Raw genomic sequence first — 20,423 nt, forward strand, 5'->3', positions numbered from 1 at the left:
AAGGAGAGCGGTGTAAATGGGAAAAACGAAGCACCAAGGTCCAATGAAATTAAATAAAAAACCGGCGCCAAAACTCTGGGCATCCTGGGCGCCGATGGGTCTCGGCAAGGTAAAACCAAAGCATATCAGAGATACGATGAAAGCCGCCTGGGATAATAAAGACAACTTGACATATGCCTACAGAATTTTGACAGAGGGCGTTTGCGACGGCTGTGCGCTCGGCGTCTCAGGCTTGCGCGACCAAACGCTCACAGGCCCCCACCTCTGTACGACGAGGCTGAATGTGCTGCGCCTGAACACAATGCCGGAGATTGAGGGGAAATGGCTGTCGGCCGATATCGAACAGCTTCGCAAGCTGGACAGCACAGAACTCAGAAAACTTGGGCGCATCCCTTATCCATTATCAAGAAAAAAAGGCGCGTCCACATTTACGAGAATCTCTTGGGATGACGCGCTCAGCCGAATTGCCGACAAAATCAAGTCGATTGATAAAAGGCAGCTCGCCTTTTACTTAACCGCCCGGGGCATCACGAATGAAGTCTATTACACAGCGGGAAAAGCGGCCCGCTTTATCGGTACGAACAACATTGACAATGCGTCGCGGATTTGCCACTCACCAAGCAAAACGGCATTAAAAAGGTCGCTTGGAATCGGCGCCTCCAGCTGCAGCTACCGCGACTGGATCGGGACGGATGTCCTCGTGTTTTGGGGTTCTGTCGCCGCCAATAACCAGCCTGTATCGACAAAATATATGTACGCCGCCAAAAAAGCGGGCACGAAAATCATTATGATCAACCCGTACAAAGAACCGGCCATGGAAAATTATTGGATTCCATCGATAGCTGAAAGCGCACTTTTCGGCACGAAAATCGCTGATGACGTATATCAGGTCAATATCGGCGGTGATATTGCCTTTATGAACGGTGTGATGAAGCACTGGTTTGACATGGAGCGGGAAAATCCCGGTTCAGCCATAGACCGCGCCTTCATCGATACACACACAAACGGCTTCAGAGAGCTGAAGCAGCATATCGCAAAGCAACGATGGGAAGAGCTTGAAGCATCGTCCGGCTTATCGAAGGAAAGAATGAAAGAGTTTGCCGTACTGCTTGCAAAAGCCAAAACCGGCGTCTTGATTTGGAGCATGGGACTCACCCAGCACCGCTTTGCGACAGACAACATTTCCCAAGTGGCGAATCTCGCGCTCTTGCAAGGATTCATCGGCAGAACACATTGCGGCGTCATGCCGATTAGAGGCCACAGCGGTGTGCAGGGATCCGGTGAAATGGGAGCCGATCCTTTCGTTCTTCCCGGCGGTGAGTTTGATGAAGAGAATGCGGCCCGCCTTGAGAAACTTTGGGGTTTTGACATTCCGAAATGGCAGGGCGACACGATCGGCCAAACGATTGAAAACATGCTTCTCCCTGATGAAAGCCGAAACAAAGTAAAGGTTTTTTATACGAGCGGCGGCAATTTTTTAGAAACGATGCCGAATCCGGATTTTATCGAGAAAGCATTGCAGGAAGTCGAACTGAGGGTTCACCAGGATATCATTTTCAATACATCAACACTTGTCGATGCAAAAGAGGAAGTCATTGTGCTTCCGGCCATGACGAGGTATGAACAGCCTGGCGGCGGCACCTCGACAAGCACAGAACGAATGGTCTATTTCAGTCCTGAGATTAAAGGGCCGCGTATCGCTGAAGCCCGGCCGGAATGGGCTATTTATGTTGATCTTGCCAAGCGCGTCCGTCCTGAAGCGAAAGAACTGATCGATTTTCCAAACGCCGCGGCCATCCGCGAGGAAATCGCTCAAGCCAACCGGCAATATGACGGTATACAGCATCTGAAACATCGCGGGGATGTCTTTCAATGGGGCGGGGCATGGCTTTGTGAAGGGGGCATTTGTCCGACAGCCGACGGAAAAGGACAGCTGATTCCTGTCGAGCTTCCGGAAAACAGGCGAACAGAAGGGCAGTTTCGAGTGACGACAAGGCGGGGAAAACAATTTAATTCGATGATTTATAGTGAAAAAGATCCGTTCAATGCCGCGGACCGCTATGATGTGATGATCAATGAAAAGGATGCAGAGGATCTCTTTATTCAGAATGGAGAAGCCATCGTCCTGTTCAACCGCTTCGGAACCTTTCAGGGGCGGGCGAAATTTGCCAACGTGAAGCGCGGTAATACAGCGGTTTACTGGCCTGAAGGAAATGTCTTGATTCCGAAAGGTGTTTATGAAAACAATGCCAAAATTCCGGAGTACAATACAATGGTCATGATTGAAAAGGCGGAAATCTTCCATTCAAGAAAAGACAGCCGCTATAAAGAGAAGCGGATTGAAGAGCTTGAAATGACGACCGATTAAATGAGATGGGAGACGGCGGGTATAGCGCCGTCTCTTATTTCATGCGGAATTACTTGGACATTTTGACGCCTTCTTCTTTCCACACGTTTTTAAACTCATTTGCTGATTCAGCCTCAATCAGTTTGCCGCCTCCGGCTTTCGCTACATTTTTCAGCTTTTCTTTTTCTTTTACCGTTTTCACATCTAAACCGACGATGTTCACGATTGTTTTAATATTTGATTCACGGAGATCTTTTGCCGCTTTTACAGGGTCTCCCCCGCAAGTTTCTTCACCATCCGTCACGATGTAAACATAATTTTTGCCGTCTTTATCCGCAAGGTCTGCTTTTACATCATAAAGGGATTTGGCAATCGGAGACCATCCGGTAGGTTTGATGCCGCTTAAAGAATCCTGGAAAGCGTTTGCTGAGAACGGCTGCAAGTCATAGATCGTTTCAGTCGTTCCGCATGACACTTCTTTTCCGGAGTTTTTATTATTGCCTTTATGACCGAAGACATTGAGCATGACATTCGCATCGCTCGGAAGCAGATCAGCGAAGTCGGTGACTGATTCTGTGGCAATGTCGAATTTTTTCTCTCCCTCAATTCTTTGCGCCATACTTCCGCTTGCATCAAGAACCACGGCGACATTGACATCCTTTTTGCCGCTATCTTGAGTATTGCCGTTTTCGGCTGCGAAAGCCGCCGGCGTCAATGACAGAAGCATGGTGAACGTCGTCAGCAAAGTCAACCTTTTTTTCATCATGATTACTTTCCTTTCCCTCTTGTTTTTGGACCGGCTGTTCCTGTCCACCAACATCGTAAAAGAAGACATGGTAGAAATAAATAGGCCGACTCTCCCTTTCAAATTCACAAATTATTCATATTCTGTGCGCTGATAGAACGGCAGTTCCCCTTAGGTCCTATCAAAAAAGTCCGCTAAAAAGGGCATGATCTTCCCAATAAAACACAGAGCTCAGCAAATAACCCCTCCAAAGGACGCAGAGGGGTTCATCGTTCTGACATCATAACTTAACATTTGTAACGTGCTTCACCGGCATTTTAAAAGCGGGCTGCGGATTTGTTTCCGCAGCTTTTTCCACTTTATTTAGTAAGCTCGGCCGCTTCCTGGGTAAAGATCTTTTGAATGTCGTTTCTGGTTTTGGCTTGGAAATACTCCCCGCCGCCAGCTTTTGCGATGCTTGTCAACTGTCCATGGAAATCTCCTTCATAATCGAAGCCGATGACATTGACGACTGTGTCACGATCTGATTTGCGCAATTCTGTTGCTACTTTTACCGGATTTCCGCCGCATGTTTCTTCACCATCTGTCAGCAGATAAACAACGTTTTTGCCGTTATTGTCCAGCTGGTCAAAAGCATTTTTCGCATCTTGAAGGGCATTTGCAATCGGTGTCCAGCCCGTTGGTCCGATTCCGTTTAACGAATTGCGGAAGCTTTGCTCATCATATGTTTGGAAGCCGTACACACCTCTGATGGCATTGCAGGACTGCACTTTGCCAGAGTTTTTATTGTTTCCCTCTGAACCGAAAACCCGCATGAGCACATTTGCGTTTTCAAGCTTTGAGCCGAAGCTGAACGCTTCATTTTTGGCAAGCTCATATTTTGAAACCCCGTTGATTTTTTTCGCCATGCTGCCGCTCGCATCAAGCATGATCGCAATGTTTGGAGCACTTGCTTCCTGCTTCTTTTCCGCAGCGAAAGCAGGTGTTCCCAAGCTTAACACCATGGCTGTCAAAATACCAATTGTCAGTTTCTTCTTCATTCTCCCTTTCCCCTTTCATGATAAAGTCGTCAACACATTATTATCGTAGAAGAACACTGGACAGAAATAAATAGGGCATGTCTCCTTTTCCTTGTCATTCATTTCCGCACACAACAATTTCTTGAAATGGTTATTAACACCTGATTGAGCACAAGCAGACGGCAGATTAACGGTCTTTGGACACTGTTTATCAGCCCCTTCGGCATATTATTTTGAAATATTTGTATGAAGCTGCCCATGTCAAAAGCGTTCATGATGATGACATATATGCCAACTAAAAAAACGCTCCCAGGGGAAGCGCCTTTTATTTTTTCGCCATGTATTTATTTAAAAACTTGTCAGCGTTGGAAATAGCCGTGCCTTGGTAATAATATTTGACGATGTCTTCCGCTTTCTTTCCTTCCTGCGCCATATAATGGGCTCCGTATTGGCTCATCCCCACTCCGTGGCCATAGCCCCGCGTTGTCACGATGATCTGGTTCCCTTTGCGCTTCCATTCAAAATCGGCCGACTGAAGCCCAAGTTTTTCCCTAACGTCTCTTCCCTCTATTTTCTTCCCGTTGATCACGACGTTTGCCACGCGTTTTCCGGGCGTCCGACCGGTGATTTCCCCGATGCTGTTGGAATCCGAGAGCTGGACACCGAGCTTTTGTTCGAACTCCGCCACCGTAAAGGTCTTATGGTTTAAAAACTTAGGGGATTTGCGGTCCCAGGCACTTTTTACGCTTTTCAGATACGGAATATCACTTGTCCAATAGGCTTCGGCATTTTCAGTATAGCCATTGCTTGTGGAAAAAAACGATGCGTCAATCGGCTTATGATTGTAGGTTAAAATTTTGCCTTGTGTGCTGGCAACGGCTTCGGTCACCTTCTTTATCTTCCAGTCATAATCCTCTTTCCAAATTTGCCGAAGCTCTGATTTGCTTTTATACACCTGGAACATCTGGCTATCATCGACAAGCGAGCCTTTAGGCGGCTGCACAGCCTGATCCGATACCATCTGTCTGACGATGTAAGTGCGGGCTGCAAGCGCCTGTGCTTTTAAAGCTTCGATGTTAAAATCAGCCGGCATTTCTGAGGCGACAACCCCCATGACATACTCTTCTAACGGAATGTCTTCTACTTTCCGGTCAGCCGTTCTATAGACCGGAATCGAAACGGGAGACTCTTTTAATATTGCTGTCTTCTTTTCCTCTTTTTGTTCAGTCTGCCTCTCTGAGATTTGCGTCCCGGACTCTCCTTTAAAAGGAAGAACAAGCAGGGTTGGTACGAGTAAAATCAGCATGCATATGCCTGCTAGTACAATCAATAGCTGTTTCAAATTAGCTGCCCCCATTTCTGTTTTGTCCCTTTCATTTTATGGGCGCAGACAAGCTATTATGACTGTACTTTTTAACAGAACACAAGTATATTTCAAGCTGTTTTTGTGCACAATGATAGATATGAAAGACAACTTGGTATAGAATGCTTGATAAATAAAAAATCAGCATGTCGTATGACATACTGATTTCGTTACGTTTATGCGTTTAAATCTGATACAACTTCTTTGCTTTCAAGGCGGGCTGCTTCTTCATCGTTTACGCGTTCGATATCAGCGCCAAGGCTTGCAAGTTTTTGATGGAAGTTGACATATCCGCGATCCAAGTGCTTTAATTCTGTCACCCTTGTATGACCGTCTGCGACAAGGCCAGCCAAAATCAGAGCTGCACCAGCCCGCAGGTCGGTTGCGGCCACTTCAGCGCCTTGAAGCTGCACAGGACCGTTAATGATGACAGAACGCCCTTCAATTTTAATGTCTCCATTCATACGGCGAAACTCCTCCGCATGCATGAAACGGTTTTCGAATACGGTTTCTGTGATCATGCTGGTTCCATTTGCGCGCATTAAAAGTGCCATCATCTGTGACTGCATATCAGTCGGGAAACCTGGATGAGGCATCGTTTTTAAATCGATCGCTTTTAATTTAGCAGGGCCGATAATCCGCAGACCGTCTGCTTCTTCCAAAATTTGAACGCCCATTTCTTCCATTTTGGCAATTAAAGATGTTAAATGCTCGGGAACAGCCCCTTGCACCAATACGTTCCCTTGGGTAATCGCCGCCGCAACCATAAAAGTTCCCGCCTCAATCCGGTCAGGAATAATGGTATGTTTGGCGCCGTGAAGCGTTTTAACACCTTCAATTTTAATGGTGCCTGTACCGGCACCCCGAATTTTACCGCCCATTGCGTTGATATAATTAGCCAAATCAACGATTTCCGGCTCTTTCGCAACGTTTTCCAGCGTTGTCGTACCTTCCGCCAGAGCCGCTGCCATAATCAAGTTTTCAGTCGCTCCGACACTAGGGAAATCAAGATAAATCTTCCCTCCTTGAAGACGTCCTTCCACAATCGCTTCAATAAAGCCGTTGCCGACCTTGATTTTTGCCCCCATTGCCTCAAAGCCTTTGAGATGCTGATCAATCGGTCTCGAGCCGATCGCACATCCTCCCGGCAGAGCTACTCTTGAATGGCCGGTACGAGCAAGCAGCGGGCCCATCACCAATACAGATGCGCGCATTTTTCGGACATATTCAAACGGAGCCTCAGTTGACAATGTGCGAGATGCATCAACCGTTACTGTATTATTCTCAAAATGTACATCTGCGCCTAGATGACGTAACACTTCGTTAATCGTATATACATCGGAGAGCGTAGGCACATCACATATTACGCTTTTTTCTTCACTGGCTAATAAAGATGCAGCGATAACAGGTAAAACGGCATTTTTTGCTCCTTCAACTTTGACTGTGCCGTTTAACTTTCGACCGCCGCGGACGATGATTTTTTCCAAGGTATTCCCCTCCGCGTCCCAATTTCTCTATATTAATATTCAGTCGTGACGATTGGTGTGCCAACCGTGACGGTAAGTTTTTCGCCCATTCCCGCATTTCTAAGCGAGACTTGCAAGTTCATTTGATGTTTTTCTGTCTGGATGGATTCTTTCCACTCGTTAGTATAGGCAGAAACAGATACGAAATTTGGTTCAATTAAATCTTCAACTGACTTTGCGTTAAATTCATTGACAAGTTCTTTTGCTTTTTTTTGCAAAACAACATTCATCATACCATTTAAATAGCCCTTTAGACAAGTAAAAATTGCGGTCTTTTCTCGCATTATGTCGAATGCATTCCGTTCAAACTGCTTATATGTATGATTCCAGTTTTCCCGTGATCCCGCGCCTTTTTGCTCATATAATAAATACGAAACTAGTCTTTGTTTTGTGTGGGTAGCCGTCAAATATATTTTCGATCTGATTCGGTTTTTCCTGTCGGTATGAATACCTGTCGCTTTTAATGTGTTGCTTTCTTTTGTTACAGTCCATTCATACTGTCGATATTGTTGTTTGAAATGTTTCACTTTTGCAAAAAAATCATCTTCAGTCAAAGACAGCTGTTTTTTGGTGTGAAGCGTCCATTCTTCAAGCACAACGTCATGGCGGTTTAAACCTTCCGCCAGCTGCTCAAGCGTCGAATTCCCCGCCGCTTGAAGCGATTGAAATACATGAACCATCAGAAATAAAACCATAATAAAAATGAGGGCATAAACCGTTTGTTTTTTCTTCATTTTCCATCATCCTCTCCTACTCTCCATTGTTGACGGATCGCAGGAAAAGCATACGTGGAAAAACAAGGTCAACCCGCACGAATTGCGGACGACCAGGCTCAAGGTTTAGCCCGCATTTTGTCCATTCCTAAAAAGTTCGGATTAGGAAAATAAATTTTGCAGCTGTCTGGAATAATAAAGATAATCCAAGAAAAAGTTGCTGACAGTGGAGCCGATGGCTATCGTAATCAGGATCATGAACAGCCTTGCCTGAATGATTTTCCCTTTCCTGATGAGCGGATCGATGTTGACCGAAAGAAGAGCCCACCATGTCAGCGCAATAAAAACAAGATGAACGAAAATACTGACAGCAGCCTGTTGTCCAATCCCTTCCATTATCGGTGACGCCTCCTTGTGTTGAGGGCCGGGTGAAATCGTCCGGCACATCCTAGTCTCTTCTGCTTAAGGATAAGGAATCATGCTGATCATTTCAAATCATTTTACCAATTTTCATGTTTGATGTTAATACGGTGGTGCATAGTACTTTTTTCCACAGATGTAGTGATCCCCTATTGCCTGAGGTGTTTGTTTTAGGAGTGAATAGATTCAGTGGATGCATCTCACTTCCTCATTTGCTGGAAGAGAAAATAGCTTACTATTTTGATTATAGAGAGATTCGAACCAAAAAGATGAACAATTTGTGAACTTTTTTCAACATTTATTCTGGCTTCCTGAGCAAAAAAAGGACCCGTCCCACACTTCAATATGGGAAGGGTCCGGATTTTATTTTGCTACTTCCAACCGATTAATCGCGCGTTTTAAAGCTAGCTCTGCCCGAAGAATGTCAACATCTGGAGATTGTTTTTGCAAGCGTTCCTCGGCACGCCGTTTTGCAGCCAAGGCACGTTCTTTATCAATGTGTTCAGATGTTTCTGCCGTCTGGGCCAGAATGGTGACATGGTCAGGGCGAACTTCCACTATCCCTCCGCTGACGGCAACCAGCTCAGTTTGACCGTCTTTTTTAAGACGGACTGCAGCAATTTTTAGCGGAGCAACCGTCGGAATATGGCCGGGCAAAATACCAAGCTCACCGCTCTCTGCTCGAACGCTTACCATTTCGATATCCGCATCGTACACTGGGCCGTCGGGAGTAACGATATTGACTTTTAAGGTCTTCATGCTTTTACCCTCCTAGGACCAGATTAGACTTCTACACCCATTTCTTTCGCTTTTTCGACAACTTCTTCAATTCGGCCGACAAGACGGAAAGCGTCCTCTGGAAGGTGATCATACTTACCTTCAAGGATTTCTTTAAAGCCTTTTACCGTTTCCTTGACAGGAACGTAAGAACCTTTTTGGCCCGTAAACTGTTCAGCTACGTGGAAGTTTTGCGAAAGGAAGAATTGTACGCGGCGCGCACGGCTTACGACAAGTTTATCCTCGTCTGAAAGCTCATCCATTCCGAGAATCGCGATGATATCCTGAAGCTCTTTATAGCGCTGCAAAATTTGCTGTACGCTTCGAGCCACTTCATAATGTTCTTCTCCGACGATTTCAGGAGCAAGCGCACGGGAAGTCGAAGCCAACGGGTCAACCGCTGGATAAATCCCCATTTCTGACAGCTTACGCTCGAGGTTTGTCGTCGCATCCAAGTGAGCGAACGTTGTAGCCGGAGCCGGGTCAGTATAGTCATCCGCAGGAACGTAAATCGCCTGAATCGATGTAACAGATCCGACATTTGTTGATGTAATCCGTTCCTGAAGCTGACCCATTTCTGTCGCCAGTGTCGGCTGATAACCAACCGCTGACGGCATGCGGCCAAGCAGGGCGGATACTTCAGAACCGGCTTGAGTGAACCGGAAGATATTATCGATAAAGAACAATACGTCCTGGCCTTCTTTATCACGGAAATGCTCAGCCATTGTAAGACCTGTCAGCGCGACACGCATCCGCGCGCCAGGCGGCTCGTTCATCTGTCCGAATACCATCGCTGTTTTCCCGATAACACCGGAATCTTTCATTTCATAGTAAAGGTCATTACCTTCACGCGTACGCTCTCCAACACCCGCGAACACTGAGATACCGCCGTGCTCTTGAGCGATGTTGTTAATAAGCTCCTGAATCAATACGGTTTTACCAACTCCCGCACCTCCAAAAAGACCGATCTTTCCGCCTTTAATATATGGTGCAAGCAAGTCGACAACTTTGATACCCGTTTCCAAAATCTCGACTTCTGTTGACAGCTGGTCAAATTTAGGAGCCTCTCTATGAATCGGATCCTTCGGAGTATCAGGCGCCATCGGCTCATCCAAATCAATCTTTTCTCCGAGTACGTTAAACACGCGTCCGAGTGTTGCGTTTCCGACTGGAACAGAGATCGGCTCTCCCAGATCGATGGCTTCCATCCCGCGGGTCACACCATCTGTAGAAGCCATTGCAATCGTCCGAACGGAATCATCACCCAAATGAAGCGCAACTTCAAGGGTGAGCTCGATATCTACTTCATTTTCGTTCTGCGCTTTATGTGAAACTTTAATCGCATTATAAATCTCAGGTAAGTGACCGTCTTCAAAACGAACGTCTACGACCGGTCCCAATACTTGGCTAACGCGTCCTTTTTTCATCTTTATCCCTCCTGACAAACTTTTTCTATTCTAAGGCAGCAGCACCGCCGACAATTTCCGTGATTTCCTGTGTGATCGCGGCCTGACGGGCACGGTTGTATGACAGTTCAAGATCAGCGATAAGCTCCTTCGCATTGTCGGTCGCATTTTTCATCGCCGTCATTCTTGCGGCATGCTCACTCGCTTTACTGTCAAGAATCGCACCAAAAATCAAGCTTTCAGCGTATTGAGGAAGGAGCACTTCCAAAATCTCTTCTTCGTCCGGTTCAAATTCAAACGACGTCCTTTTCTTGTTTGGCGCAATATCTGTTAAAGGCAGCAGCTTCTTCTCTGTTACCTCCTGAGAGATGGCGCTGACATAGTGATTGTAGAACATATAAAGTTCATCAAAGGTTTCGTCGATAAACATTTGTACCGTGCTGTTCGCCAAATCCCTGATTTCCGGAAATGTAACTTCATCCTTGACCCCTGTCGTTTCAGAGATGACGGGGATTCCGCGTTTTTTAAAGAAATCGCGTCCCATCCTGCCGATGGCGATGACGGCATACTCATCTTTTGACTGATGGTGCTCCTGAATCCTTTGGTACACTTTGCGAAGAACGTTTGCATTAAAAGCTCCTGCCAAGCCCCTGTCAGATGTAATGACCAGATAGCCGGTCCGCTTCACAGGACGGCTGGTCATCATCGGATGCGTCCCGGAGTAGCCAAGCGCAATGTCCGCAACGACTTCCTGCATTTTCTCCATGTAAGGAACGAACGATTTTGCATTGTTCTCAGCCCGGTTCAGCTTTGAAGCGGAAACCATTTGCTGGGCTTTGGTGATTTGACTCGTCTTTTTATTTGAAGTAATCCTGGATTTAATATCCCGTAATGAGGCCAAAAGGTTTCACCACCTTTTTGTTTTCAAATTCGCTTCGAAATACGTGAAAAAGAGAGAAAAAGACACTCTTTTTCTCACCTTTTATTGTTTAATTGCTTGGTGCAAACGTGCGTTTAAAGCCTTCGATTGCAGCCTTCATGTCCTCGTCTGCAGGAAGGTTGCCTGACTGTGCGATTGAATCGAGAAGGTCTTTATGGTTTTGGTCAAGGTACATAAAGAACTCTTCTTCAAAGCGTCTGATGTCCTCAACAGGAATATCATCAAGGAATCCTCTCGTGAGGGCATAAAGAATCGCAACCTGCTTTTCAACGCGAAGCGGTTTATGCAGATCCTGCTTCAGAACTTCAACTGTACGGGCTCCGCGGTTCAGCTTCGCCTGTGTCGCTTTATCCAAATCCGATCCGAACTGTGCGAATGCTTCCAGCTCGCGGTATGAAGCCAGATCAAGACGAAGCGTACCTGATACTTTCTTCATCGCTTTGATCTGCGCAGATCCTCCGACACGGGATACAGACAATCCTGGGTTGACCGCCGGACGCACGCCTGAGAAGAACAGATCAGACTGCAGGAAGATTTGACCGTCCGTGATCGAGATGACGTTTGTCGGAATGTACGCCGAAATGTCGCCCGCTTGCGTTTCTACGAACGGCAATGCCGTTAAAGAGCCTCCGCCTTTGGCGTCGCTCAGTTTTGCGGCGCGTTCAAGCAGACGGGAGTGAAGATAGAATACATCTCCAGGGAATGCTTCACGGCCTGGAGGGCGGCGAAGAAGCAAGGACAGTTCACGATATGCCGTAGCCTGTTTTGAAAGGTCATCATATACAACCAAAACGTGCTTTCCGTTGTACATGAATTCTTCTCCCATCGAAACCCCTGCATATGGCGCAAGATACAATAAAGGAGCAGGCTGTGAAGCGGAAGCCGTCACAACGATCGTATAGTCAAGGGCGCCGTGTTTGCGAAGCGTCTCAACAACACCGCGGACCGTTGATTCTTTCTGACCGATCGCAACATAAATACAAATCATATCCTGATCTTTTTGATTCAGGATCGTGTCGATCGCAATCGACGTTTTCCCCGTTTGACGGTCGCCGATGATCAGCTCACGCTGGCCGCGGCCGATCGGAATCAAGGCATCGATCGGTTTAATTCCCGTTTGCAGCGGCTCGTGAACGGATTTACGATCCATAACCCCAGGTGCCGGACTTTCGATCGGACGGGTTTTGCTTGTTAATACAGGGCCGAGTCCGTCGACAGGCTGGCCGAGCGGATTGACAACGCGTCCAAGCAGCTCTTCTCCGACGGGGACTTCCATGATCCGGCCCGTTCTTTTTACTTCATCGCCTTCGCGGATGTCTTTGAAAGGCCCTAAAATAACGATACCCACGTTTGATTCTTCCAGGTTTTGGGCAAGGCCCAGAACACCGTTTGAAAATTCAACAAGCTCACCTGCCATACAGTTATCAAGGCCGTGTACGCGTGCGATACCGTCACCAACCTGAATCACCGTACCTACGTCGTGAACTTCTATTTCAGACTGATAATTTTCAATTTGCTGTTTAATAAGAGTGCTAATTTCTTCAGCTTTGATGCTCACTTAGGTTTCACCCCTTCTTTCGATTTTCACCCGCTAATTGACGCTCGATCCGGGCAAGCTTTCCGCTTACACTGCCGTCAAAAATGCGGTTTCCAATGCGGATTTTCACTCCGCCTATCAAATCCGGGTTCACTTCATTTCTGACGCGCAATGAAGCGGCTCCGGCTTTCTTTGCAAACACTTCAGAAAAAGAGGCAATCTCCTCTTCACTGAGCGGTTTTACAGAATACACGATGGCATCTTCCGTCTGGCGTGAACGGTTTGCCATTTTAACATACTCATCCGCGAGTTCGGGGATGATCTTCGTCCGCGCCCGGTCGACCAGAAGATAAAGTGTATGCAGCACTGCAGTCGAGACAGACCCGAATGCACCTTTTAAAACCTGCTTTTTCTTTTCCGTCGGCACTTTCGGATGACTCAGCACCGCATTCAGTTCTTTATGATCGATAAAGATTTTCCTGATGACGGTCAGCTCTTCTTCTATTTCATCGACCAGCTTGGATTCAAGCGCAATGTCAAACAGAGCGGCTGCGTATCGTTTTGAGACAGCTGATTCACTCATCGGCTTTCTCCTACTTCTTTAAGGTAATCCTGGATCAATTTTTCCTGGGCTTGTTCGTCCAGTTCTTTTTCGATCACTTTTGAAGCGATCATGACAGAAAGTGAAGCGACCTGCTCGCGCAGCGCGCTGACGGCCTGATCTCTTTCCTTGACGATCTCGCTTCTTGCAGATTCTTTCATACGTTCCGCTTCCTGACGCGCAGCCTTGATGATTTCTTCTTTTTGCTGTTCACCCAACTTTTTCGCATTTTCAATCAGCGAATGGGATTCTTCGCGTGCTTCTTTCAAAAGCGCCTGCTGCTCTTCAATGAGCTTTTTCGCTTCTTCATTCTTTTTCTCGGCAGAGGAGATTTCCCCTGTGATGTAGTCTTCACGTTCTTTCATTATATTTAACAGCGGTCCTAAAGCGTATTTCTTCAAGAGCGCTAATAAAATCAACATGGCAACAAGCTGGAACAGCATCGTTCCCGCGTTAAAACCGACTCCTGCTCCCAAAACCTGTGGAATAAAAGACATCGAATACGCCAACTCCCTTCTTGCAGATTATCTATCCGGGACCGGCAGCACACTTCCCTCTAAAGCAGACGGGGGCACTTCCGGCCATTATGACAGTTCAAGCAATCATAAAGCAATGGCGAAGGCCTCTTGCAGTGATCTTCGCCATTTACCAGTTTTATATTCGCTTTTAGCTGAAGAACGCTAAGAACGCAATTACAACAGCGATAATCGGAAGGGCCTCAACCAACGCAACCCCGATGAACATAAGGGTTCTCAATTCTTTTCCAGCCTCAGGCTGACGAGCGATTCCTTCCACCGTACGGGATACGATCAATCCGTTACCAATACCTGCACCAAGTGCACCTAATCCAATTGCGATTGCAGCTGCTATTAAACTCATGAAAAAGTTCCTCCTTTAATTGTTATCCATTTGGATATGTCTTTTTTTAATGATCATGACTCACTTTGTGGGACATGTAAACCATTGTCAGCATTGTGAAAATGAATGCCTGGATTGTACCTACGAACAGGCTGAACGCCTGCCATACCATCATCGGCACAATCGCACCTACGGTTCCCACAAGCCCCAGGAAAATATTTTGAGAATAGAAGTTTGTGGCCAGTCCGGCAAGCAGGCCAAGCAAAATTTCGCCGGCGAAAATATTACCGTAAAGACGCAATCCCAATGTCAATGTGTTCGCAAACTCTTCTATTATTTTAAGCGGCACCAGATATGGAATCGGTCTGAAGAAATCTTTGGTATACTCCCCCAACCCTTTTCTTTTCACTCCGTAATAGTGAGTGAGGGCCACAACCATGACGGCGAGAGTTAATGTAACCGCCGGATCGGCTGTCGGGGATTTCCACCATAATTCATGGCCTACTGTAATGGAGAACGGCAGGCCGAGCATATTTGCGACAAATATGTACATCAAGAGCGTCACGCCAAGAGCGAGAAAATCTCTGCCAACCTTAAGGTCCATTGTGCTGCCGATAATATTGCGAACAAAATCGACAATCCATTCCATAAAATTCTGGGCTTTCGTCGGACGGATCGCGAGTGTTCTTGTGGTCAGCACCGCTATCAGAAAGACGATGACACATGTCACAGTAATCATTAGAATACTTGTTAAATCAAAATTGAGGCCTAAAAATTCTACAATTCTAGATTCGTGATTCAAAGGGTCTTCACCTCTCTTCCATTGATGAACGTTTTAGTTGGATAAAGGAATCTATCATAATGACAGGGTAAATTGTCATCAACCCCACAATGACGCCTGCCAAATGAATATATTCAGGAAATTTATAAGCAATGGCCGCCGCGATGATGGCGTTGCACAATCTGGAGGCAGTCCCGAGAGAGCGGATCATCTTGCCTTTCGCGACCGCTTTGTCAAAGGCCTGCATTCTTCTTGTCAGCAGCCAGAGATTGAGATAGCTGAACACAGTGCCGGTAATCAAGCCTAAAAAAATCGCCTGATATGGCAAAAATCCGTAGCCTAACACGCAGACTGCTAAAATATACAGCATATATTTTTGTTGCCTACGGAATGAAAGACTCGCATCGGTCATCAAATACTCTCCTGATGTAAAAATTTTGAAATCTATCTTACGATTACGGTAAACTAGGCGGCTTGACCAGTTCACAGAACAATGTGTTCTGCTCAAGACTTCACACATCCCGAAACACGCGGGATGTTTTCCGTCTTTCGCCTGCCAACATGGGGTTTTCAAAGGATTTTAACAGAGGACTGGTCATTATGATAACCGCTATGAAAACCTTATCATAATAGCCTATTTTAGCATACAATAGCCCCCTTTAGGTGTCAATCTGTTTAAAGTTAAAAAACTATTCATAATCAGGAAGCTTCTCACAAAATGTTCACAATTATGCCTTATTTAAGACACGCACATGTTTAATTATGGAATAAATCACAAAAAAAGAAAACCCTTTTCAAGGATTTTCTTTTGATTATTTCGTGCCGAACATCCGGTCACCGGCATCACCCAAACCGGGAACGATATATCCCTTTTCATTTAGTTTTTCATCTAATGCTGCGATGTAAATGTCAACGTCCGGATGGTGCTTCTGAACTTCGTCAACGCCTTCCGGAGCGGCAATCAGGCACATGAAACGGATATTCCTCGCACCGCGCTTCTTCAAGCTGTTCAGCGCCTCAACCGCCGAACCCCCTGTTGCCAGCATCGGATCGACAACGATAAATTCGCGTTCTTCCACATCGGACGGCAGCTTGACATAGTACTCAACAGGCTTCAGTGTTTCAGGATCACGGTAAAGTCCGACATGGCCGACTTTTGCCGCAGGGATCAGCTTCAAAATGCCGTCCACCATGCCAAGCCCTGCTCTGAGAATCGGAACGACCCCCAGTTTTTTACCGGCGATCACGCTTGATTTCGCCATTTGAACAGGCGTTTCCACATCGACTTCCATAAGCGGAAGATCGCGCGTGATTTCAAAAGCCATCAGCGTTGCAACCTCGTCGACAAGCTCCCTGAACTCCTTCGTTCCGGTCTTTACGTCCCTGATATATGTAAGCTTATGCTGTATAAGAGGGTGGTCAAACACATACACTTTTCCCATATCCGGTTTCAGCTCCTTTTAGACGGTCTTTTTTTCACACTTCTATTGATTCTACATAAAATCTCAACAGGTTTCAACAAAAATCCCGCTACAAATTAATGACAAAAAACCGCTCCCTTCAGAGGAGCGGCCTGGTTTATCTTAGTAATCCAATTCAGTATATAGAGGGAATCGGTCTGTCAAAGCTTCTACGCGCTGTTTCGCTTCTTCAAGCTTCGCCTGATCTTCATGGTTTTTCAGAGCAAGCGCGATGATCGCTCCTACTTCTTCGATCGCTTCCAGATCAAAGCCCCGGCTTGTGACCGCCGCTGTACCAACGCGGATTCCGCTTGTTACGAACGGTTTTTCCGGATCATACGGAATCGCGTTTTTGTTGACGGTGATTCCGACTTCGTCAAGTACATTTTCGGCGATTTTTCCAGTGATGCCGAGAGAGCGCAAATCAACAAGTACAAGGTGGTTGTCTGTTCCGCCTGAGACAAGCTGAATGCCTTCTTTAGCCAGCGTTTCAGCCAGGCGTTTCGCGTTGTCGATCACGTTTTGTGCATATGTCTTGAACTCGTCTTTTAAAGCTTCACCGAAGGAAACAGCTTTTGCCGCGATGACGTGCATCAGCGGGCCTCCTTGAATACCCGGGAAGATCGATTTATCGATTTTCTTCGCAAACTCTTCACGGCAAAGAATCATACCGCCGCGCGGTCCGCGCAGAGTTTTATGGGTAGTCGTTGTCACAAAGTCAGAATAAGGAACAGGATTCGGGTGAAGACCTGCAGCCACAAGACCGGCGATATGCGCCATGTCGACCATCACATACGCGCCGACTTCGTCAGCGATTTCACGGAACTTTTTAAAATCGATTGTGCGCGGGTATGCGCTCGCTCCGGCTACGATGAGCTTCGGCTTATGTTTAAGCGCTTTTTCGCGGACATCTTCATAGTCGATATATTGCGTTTCTCTATCAACGCCGTATTCCACAAAGTTGTATTGAACACCGCTGAAGTTAACAGGGCTTCCGTGCGTCAAATGTCCGCCGTGGGCAAGGTTCATTCCCAGCACGGTGTCTCCGTGCTCCAAAATGGTGAAATACACGGCCATGTTCGCTTGCGCACCGGAATGAGGCTGAACATTCACATGCTCTGCGCCGAAAATTTGCTTTGCACGGTCTCTTGCGATGTCCTCGGCGACATCTACATATTCGCAGCCGCCATAGTAGCGTTTTCCGGGATAACCTTCTGCATATTTATTTGTTAAGACGGAGCCTTGCGCTTCCATCACAGCTTCGCTTACAAAGTTTTCGGAAGCAATCAGCTCAATCTTCGACTGTTGACGTTTCCGCTCATCTTGAATGGCGCGAAAAACTTGTTCATCTTGCGCAGGTAAATGTTTCATCAGCGAGATCCTCTCCTATCTGTTTCCATTTCGTTAATTATACCATCTCATTGTACACGGTTTTTCATGCAAATGTAAGGGATTATTTTTAAAAATCGTTTTTTATTTTTACCAAATCCGAATATTAAAAGATTAATCGATTCGTATTATTCGATATATCACTTTTTGAAAATATTATTTCAAAAAAGAAAAAGCCGGATTGCCGGCTTTCTCCTTTAATCTGCTTCATACACGGCCCGCACTCCGCCAATCAATTTTGGCCTTGTTCGCGCAAGCGTCACATGCGCCTCGCCGAGCTGCTTCTCCGAGACGCGGACGGGAACGGCCACAGGCTTTAAATGCATGCCGATGAACGTGTCTCCTATATCGATCCCCGCGTCAGCCTCTATTTGTTCAACGAGCACCGGAGCCTTCATATGTTTATAAGCATATGAAGCCATCGAGCCTCCCGCTTTCGGAACAGGTACGGCAAAAACAATCGGCAGGCGATGGGCGGCGGCGGTCTCTTCTTCAACGACCAATGCCCTGTTCAAATGTTCACAGCACTGAAAAGCGAGCACCGCGCCCGTTTTTTTCTTTAGCTCTTCAAGGCCATTGTAAATCACCCTAGCGATGTCCTCGCTTCCGGAAGTGCCGATATGTCTGCCGGCCACCTCGCTTGTGCTGCATCCGATGACGACTATTTGGCCGTCATGCAAACCCGCTTCTTGATGAAACTCTTCCAACATAGAACGCCACGTCTGTTCAAGATTTTTCATGATACATGACTTCCTTTATTCATGTGTGTTTTCATAGTCGGCGATTTTCCCGATGCGAACGGCATGGCGCCCCGCCGAAAACTCCGTCGTCAGCCAAACCTTCGCAATCTCGCGGGCCAATCCCGGTCCGATCACCCTTTCACCCATCGCCAAAACATTTGCGTCATTGTGCTCTCTCGTCATTTTCGCACTGAACACATCGTGCACAAGAGCGCAGCGAATCCCTTTCACTTTATTGGCTGAAATGCTCATGCCGATTCCGGTTCCGCAAATTAGAATGCCTCTGTCCGCTTCCCCGTTTGCGACTTTTTGCGCGACCGGAAAAGCATAATCCGGATAATCCACAGATCCTGAACCGCATTCACACCCTAAATCTTCATATTCAATGTTCAATTCGTCCATTAAAGAGATAATTTCCTGTCTGATGTTGACTCCGCCGTGATCTGAAGCAATGATTACTTTCATGGAATGACTCCTCCTTGTATTGTGTGTCGCCAAGAGTCTTTTTGATAGCATCTCTGACTACTTTTTCAGGTTAAGTCTATTGTACCCGCTGCCGCTTCGATTGCAACCGCTTCAGCAGCTTTCTACTGTTCTCCTGCGGACAGCTTTTCCGCCAGTTTTTTCAATAACCCCTCTAGTTCATCCCTTGTTTTTTGATAGTCGCTGAGCGAGCCGCCAAACGGATCGGCGATATCGCCGGTTTCCCCTTTTATATACTCCTTCAGCGTAAAGATTTTATCTTTGCTCCCGGAATATTCCTGCCTTGCCAAAAGCTTATGCTGCTCTGTCATCGTCAGCACAAGATCAGCCCATTCGACCTTTTCCCGCGACAGCCTAGCCGATGAATGGTTCAGGGCGATATTCTTTTCAAACAGGGCTTCGACTGCATATAAAGAAGCTTTTCCGTTTTCAGGAGCAAACAGTCCGGCAGATTTGACGGAGACGTCCAGGTTTTTTTGGGAAGCCGCAGATTTAAAGAGCGCTTCAGCCATCGGACTGCGGCATGTGTTTCCTGTACAGACAAATAAAATATTCAATGTCGTTCACTCCTTTCTTTTATTATAAAGGATTTGCCCGAAAAATAATAAAATCCGCTTCAGAAATCAAAAAGAGGGGATACCCCCTCTTTTTTTCCGTGTTTTCATTATTCTATGGCATCACGAAAGACACCTTGCACATCTCCGACTTAAATGGGCAGGATCAGTTTCAGCCCAAAACTAAGTAAAATCGCGCCGCCAAGCGCTTCGCTGTAAGCACCGAGCCATGATTGAACTTTTTTTCCGAGCATAAGCCCCGCCCATGTTAAAACCATGCTGAACAACCCAAACAAGCAAATGGTTAAAAACGGTTTTGACCCGTAGAGTCCGAGGCTGAGGCCGACCGAAAAGCTGTCAAGACTGACGCCGACGGCAAAAATGAATAAGCCGAAACCTTGCGGAGACATCATCTGCCCCCCGTCTTTATGAAAGGAGGCAGCAATCATCTGAATGCCGAGCACCAATAAAAGCGCTCCGCCGATATATCCCGCAAGCACACCTAGCGCATCGGACAGAAACTGCCCTGCAATCATTCCGCCAAGCGGCATAATGACATGAAACAGCCCAATGATCACGCCTATTTGGAAAATTTGACTTCTTCTCAGCTTGGCCATCCCCATTCCAAGTCCCACTGAAAAAGCATCCATGCCAAGTGCAAAGGCCATGATACTCAGCGTCAGGATTTCGCCGATCAACACGTCTACATTCATGAGATTCCCCCTTGGACAAAGCCAGCTTTTCTAGCTTATGCACGTCCAAAG

At 46.6% G+C, this 20,423-nt stretch carries 22 protein-coding genes; 1 reads left to right on the forward strand and 21 read right to left on the reverse strand.

Annotated elements, in window-relative coordinates; all coding sequences use genetic code 11:
- Nucleotides 1-16: 16 nt before the first annotated feature.
- The gene (locus P3X63_RS20400) at nt 17-2,368 is read left to right on the forward strand and encodes an FdhF/YdeP family oxidoreductase (protein ID WP_277691800.1); all 2,352 of its coding nucleotides are present in this window, start codon (nt 17-19) and stop codon (nt 2,366-2,368) included.
- A 49-nt stretch (nt 2,369-2,417) separates the two neighbouring features.
- Here P3X63_RS20400 and P3X63_RS20405 read toward each other — a convergent pair whose 3' ends face one another.
- From P3X63_RS20405 to P3X63_RS20505, 21 genes are all read right to left on the reverse strand, one after another.
- Nucleotides 2,418-3,110, reverse strand: a complete 693-nt coding sequence (locus P3X63_RS20405) for a VWA domain-containing protein (protein WP_026589075.1) — start codon at nt 3,108-3,110, stop codon at nt 2,418-2,420.
- Nucleotides 3,111-3,451: 341 nt separating this feature from the next.
- Complete coding sequence (locus P3X63_RS20410; protein ID WP_026589076.1) at nt 3,452-4,132, reverse strand: VWA domain-containing protein; 681 nt, start codon at nt 4,130-4,132, stop codon at nt 3,452-3,454.
- Between the two features lie 304 nt (nt 4,133-4,436).
- On the reverse strand, nt 4,437-5,453 hold the full coding sequence (spoIID, locus tag P3X63_RS20415) for a stage II sporulation protein D (RefSeq protein WP_026589077.1): 1,017 nt from the start codon (nt 5,451-5,453) through the stop codon (nt 4,437-4,439).
- Nucleotides 5,454-5,650: 197 nt separating this feature from the next.
- Complete coding sequence (gene murA / locus P3X63_RS20420; protein WP_277691803.1) at nt 5,651-6,961, reverse strand: UDP-N-acetylglucosamine 1-carboxyvinyltransferase; 1,311 nt, start codon at nt 6,959-6,961, stop codon at nt 5,651-5,653.
- A 32-nt stretch (nt 6,962-6,993) separates the two neighbouring features.
- A complete protein-coding gene (locus P3X63_RS20425; protein ID WP_026589079.1) occupies nt 6,994-7,734 on the reverse strand; it encodes a YwmB family TATA-box binding protein in 741 nt (246 codons plus the stop codon).
- Between the two features lie 141 nt (nt 7,735-7,875).
- Nucleotides 7,876-8,109 carry a DUF1146 family protein gene (locus tag P3X63_RS20430; RefSeq protein WP_026589080.1) on the reverse strand — a complete coding sequence of 78 codons (234 nt, stop codon included), beginning with the start codon at nt 8,107-8,109 and terminating at the stop codon, nt 7,876-7,878.
- A 387-nt stretch (nt 8,110-8,496) separates the two neighbouring features.
- Nucleotides 8,497-8,892 (reverse strand): F0F1 ATP synthase subunit epsilon, encoded by a 396-nt coding sequence (locus P3X63_RS20435; RefSeq protein ID WP_026589081.1) that lies wholly within the window; start codon nt 8,890-8,892, stop codon nt 8,497-8,499.
- 23 nt (nt 8,893-8,915) lie between these two features.
- A complete protein-coding gene (atpD, locus tag P3X63_RS20440) occupies nt 8,916-10,337 on the reverse strand; it encodes a F0F1 ATP synthase subunit beta (RefSeq protein WP_026589082.1) in 1,422 nt (473 codons plus the stop codon).
- A 25-nt stretch (nt 10,338-10,362) separates the two neighbouring features.
- The gene (gene atpG / locus P3X63_RS20445; protein WP_026589083.1) at nt 10,363-11,217 is read right to left on the reverse strand and encodes an ATP synthase F1 subunit gamma; all 855 of its coding nucleotides are present in this window, start codon (nt 11,215-11,217) and stop codon (nt 10,363-10,365) included.
- An 88-nt stretch (nt 11,218-11,305) separates the two neighbouring features.
- Nucleotides 11,306-12,814: a F0F1 ATP synthase subunit alpha gene (gene atpA / locus P3X63_RS20450; protein ID WP_026589084.1), complete on the reverse strand. Its 1,509-nt coding sequence runs from the start codon at nt 12,812-12,814 to the stop codon at nt 11,306-11,308.
- A gap of 7 nt (nt 12,815-12,821) precedes the next feature.
- On the reverse strand, nt 12,822-13,376 hold the full coding sequence (locus P3X63_RS20455) for a F0F1 ATP synthase subunit delta (protein ID WP_026589085.1): 555 nt from the start codon (nt 13,374-13,376) through the stop codon (nt 12,822-12,824).
- Nucleotides 13,373-13,891, reverse strand: coding sequence for a F0F1 ATP synthase subunit B (gene atpF / locus P3X63_RS20460; protein ID WP_026589086.1), 519 nt, complete (start codon nt 13,889-13,891; stop codon nt 13,373-13,375). The genes P3X63_RS20455 and atpF overlap by 4 nt, the downstream gene beginning before the upstream one ends.
- Nucleotides 13,892-14,060: 169 nt before the next feature.
- On the reverse strand, nt 14,061-14,273 hold the full coding sequence (atpE, locus tag P3X63_RS20465) for a F0F1 ATP synthase subunit C (protein WP_003186014.1): 213 nt from the start codon (nt 14,271-14,273) through the stop codon (nt 14,061-14,063).
- A gap of 46 nt (nt 14,274-14,319) precedes the next feature.
- A complete protein-coding gene (atpB, locus tag P3X63_RS20470) occupies nt 14,320-15,054 on the reverse strand; it encodes a F0F1 ATP synthase subunit A (protein ID WP_026589087.1) in 735 nt (244 codons plus the stop codon).
- Between the two features lie 7 nt (nt 15,055-15,061).
- On the reverse strand, nt 15,062-15,445 hold the full coding sequence (locus tag P3X63_RS20475; protein WP_077736147.1) for an ATP synthase subunit I: 384 nt from the start codon (nt 15,443-15,445) through the stop codon (nt 15,062-15,064).
- Between the two features lie 400 nt (nt 15,446-15,845).
- Nucleotides 15,846-16,475 (reverse strand): uracil phosphoribosyltransferase, encoded by a 630-nt coding sequence (gene upp / locus P3X63_RS20480; protein ID WP_026589089.1) that lies wholly within the window; start codon nt 16,473-16,475, stop codon nt 15,846-15,848.
- Nucleotides 16,476-16,616: 141 nt separating this feature from the next.
- Complete coding sequence (glyA, locus tag P3X63_RS20485) at nt 16,617-17,864, reverse strand: serine hydroxymethyltransferase (protein ID WP_026589090.1); 1,248 nt, start codon at nt 17,862-17,864, stop codon at nt 16,617-16,619.
- Nucleotides 17,865-18,079: 215 nt separating this feature from the next.
- Entirely contained in the window at nt 18,080-18,622 is a 543-nt protein-coding gene (locus tag P3X63_RS20490) for a TIGR01440 family protein (protein WP_026589091.1), read from the reverse strand.
- Between the two features lie 15 nt (nt 18,623-18,637).
- A complete protein-coding gene (gene rpiB, locus P3X63_RS20495; protein ID WP_026589092.1) occupies nt 18,638-19,087 on the reverse strand; it encodes a ribose 5-phosphate isomerase B in 450 nt (149 codons plus the stop codon).
- Nucleotides 19,088-19,209: 122 nt separating this feature from the next.
- Nucleotides 19,210-19,662 carry a low molecular weight protein arginine phosphatase gene (locus tag P3X63_RS20500; protein ID WP_026589093.1) on the reverse strand — a complete coding sequence of 151 codons (453 nt, stop codon included), beginning with the start codon at nt 19,660-19,662 and terminating at the stop codon, nt 19,210-19,212.
- A gap of 149 nt (nt 19,663-19,811) precedes the next feature.
- Nucleotides 19,812-20,372, reverse strand: coding sequence for a manganese efflux pump MntP (locus P3X63_RS20505; protein ID WP_026589094.1), 561 nt, complete (start codon nt 20,370-20,372; stop codon nt 19,812-19,814).
- Nucleotides 20,373-20,423: the final 51 nt, after the last annotated feature.

The sequence above is a fragment of the Bacillus sp. HSf4 genome, assembly GCF_029537375.1.
Classification (GTDB): domain Bacteria; phylum Bacillota; class Bacilli; order Bacillales; family Bacillaceae; genus Bacillus; species Bacillus sonorensis_A.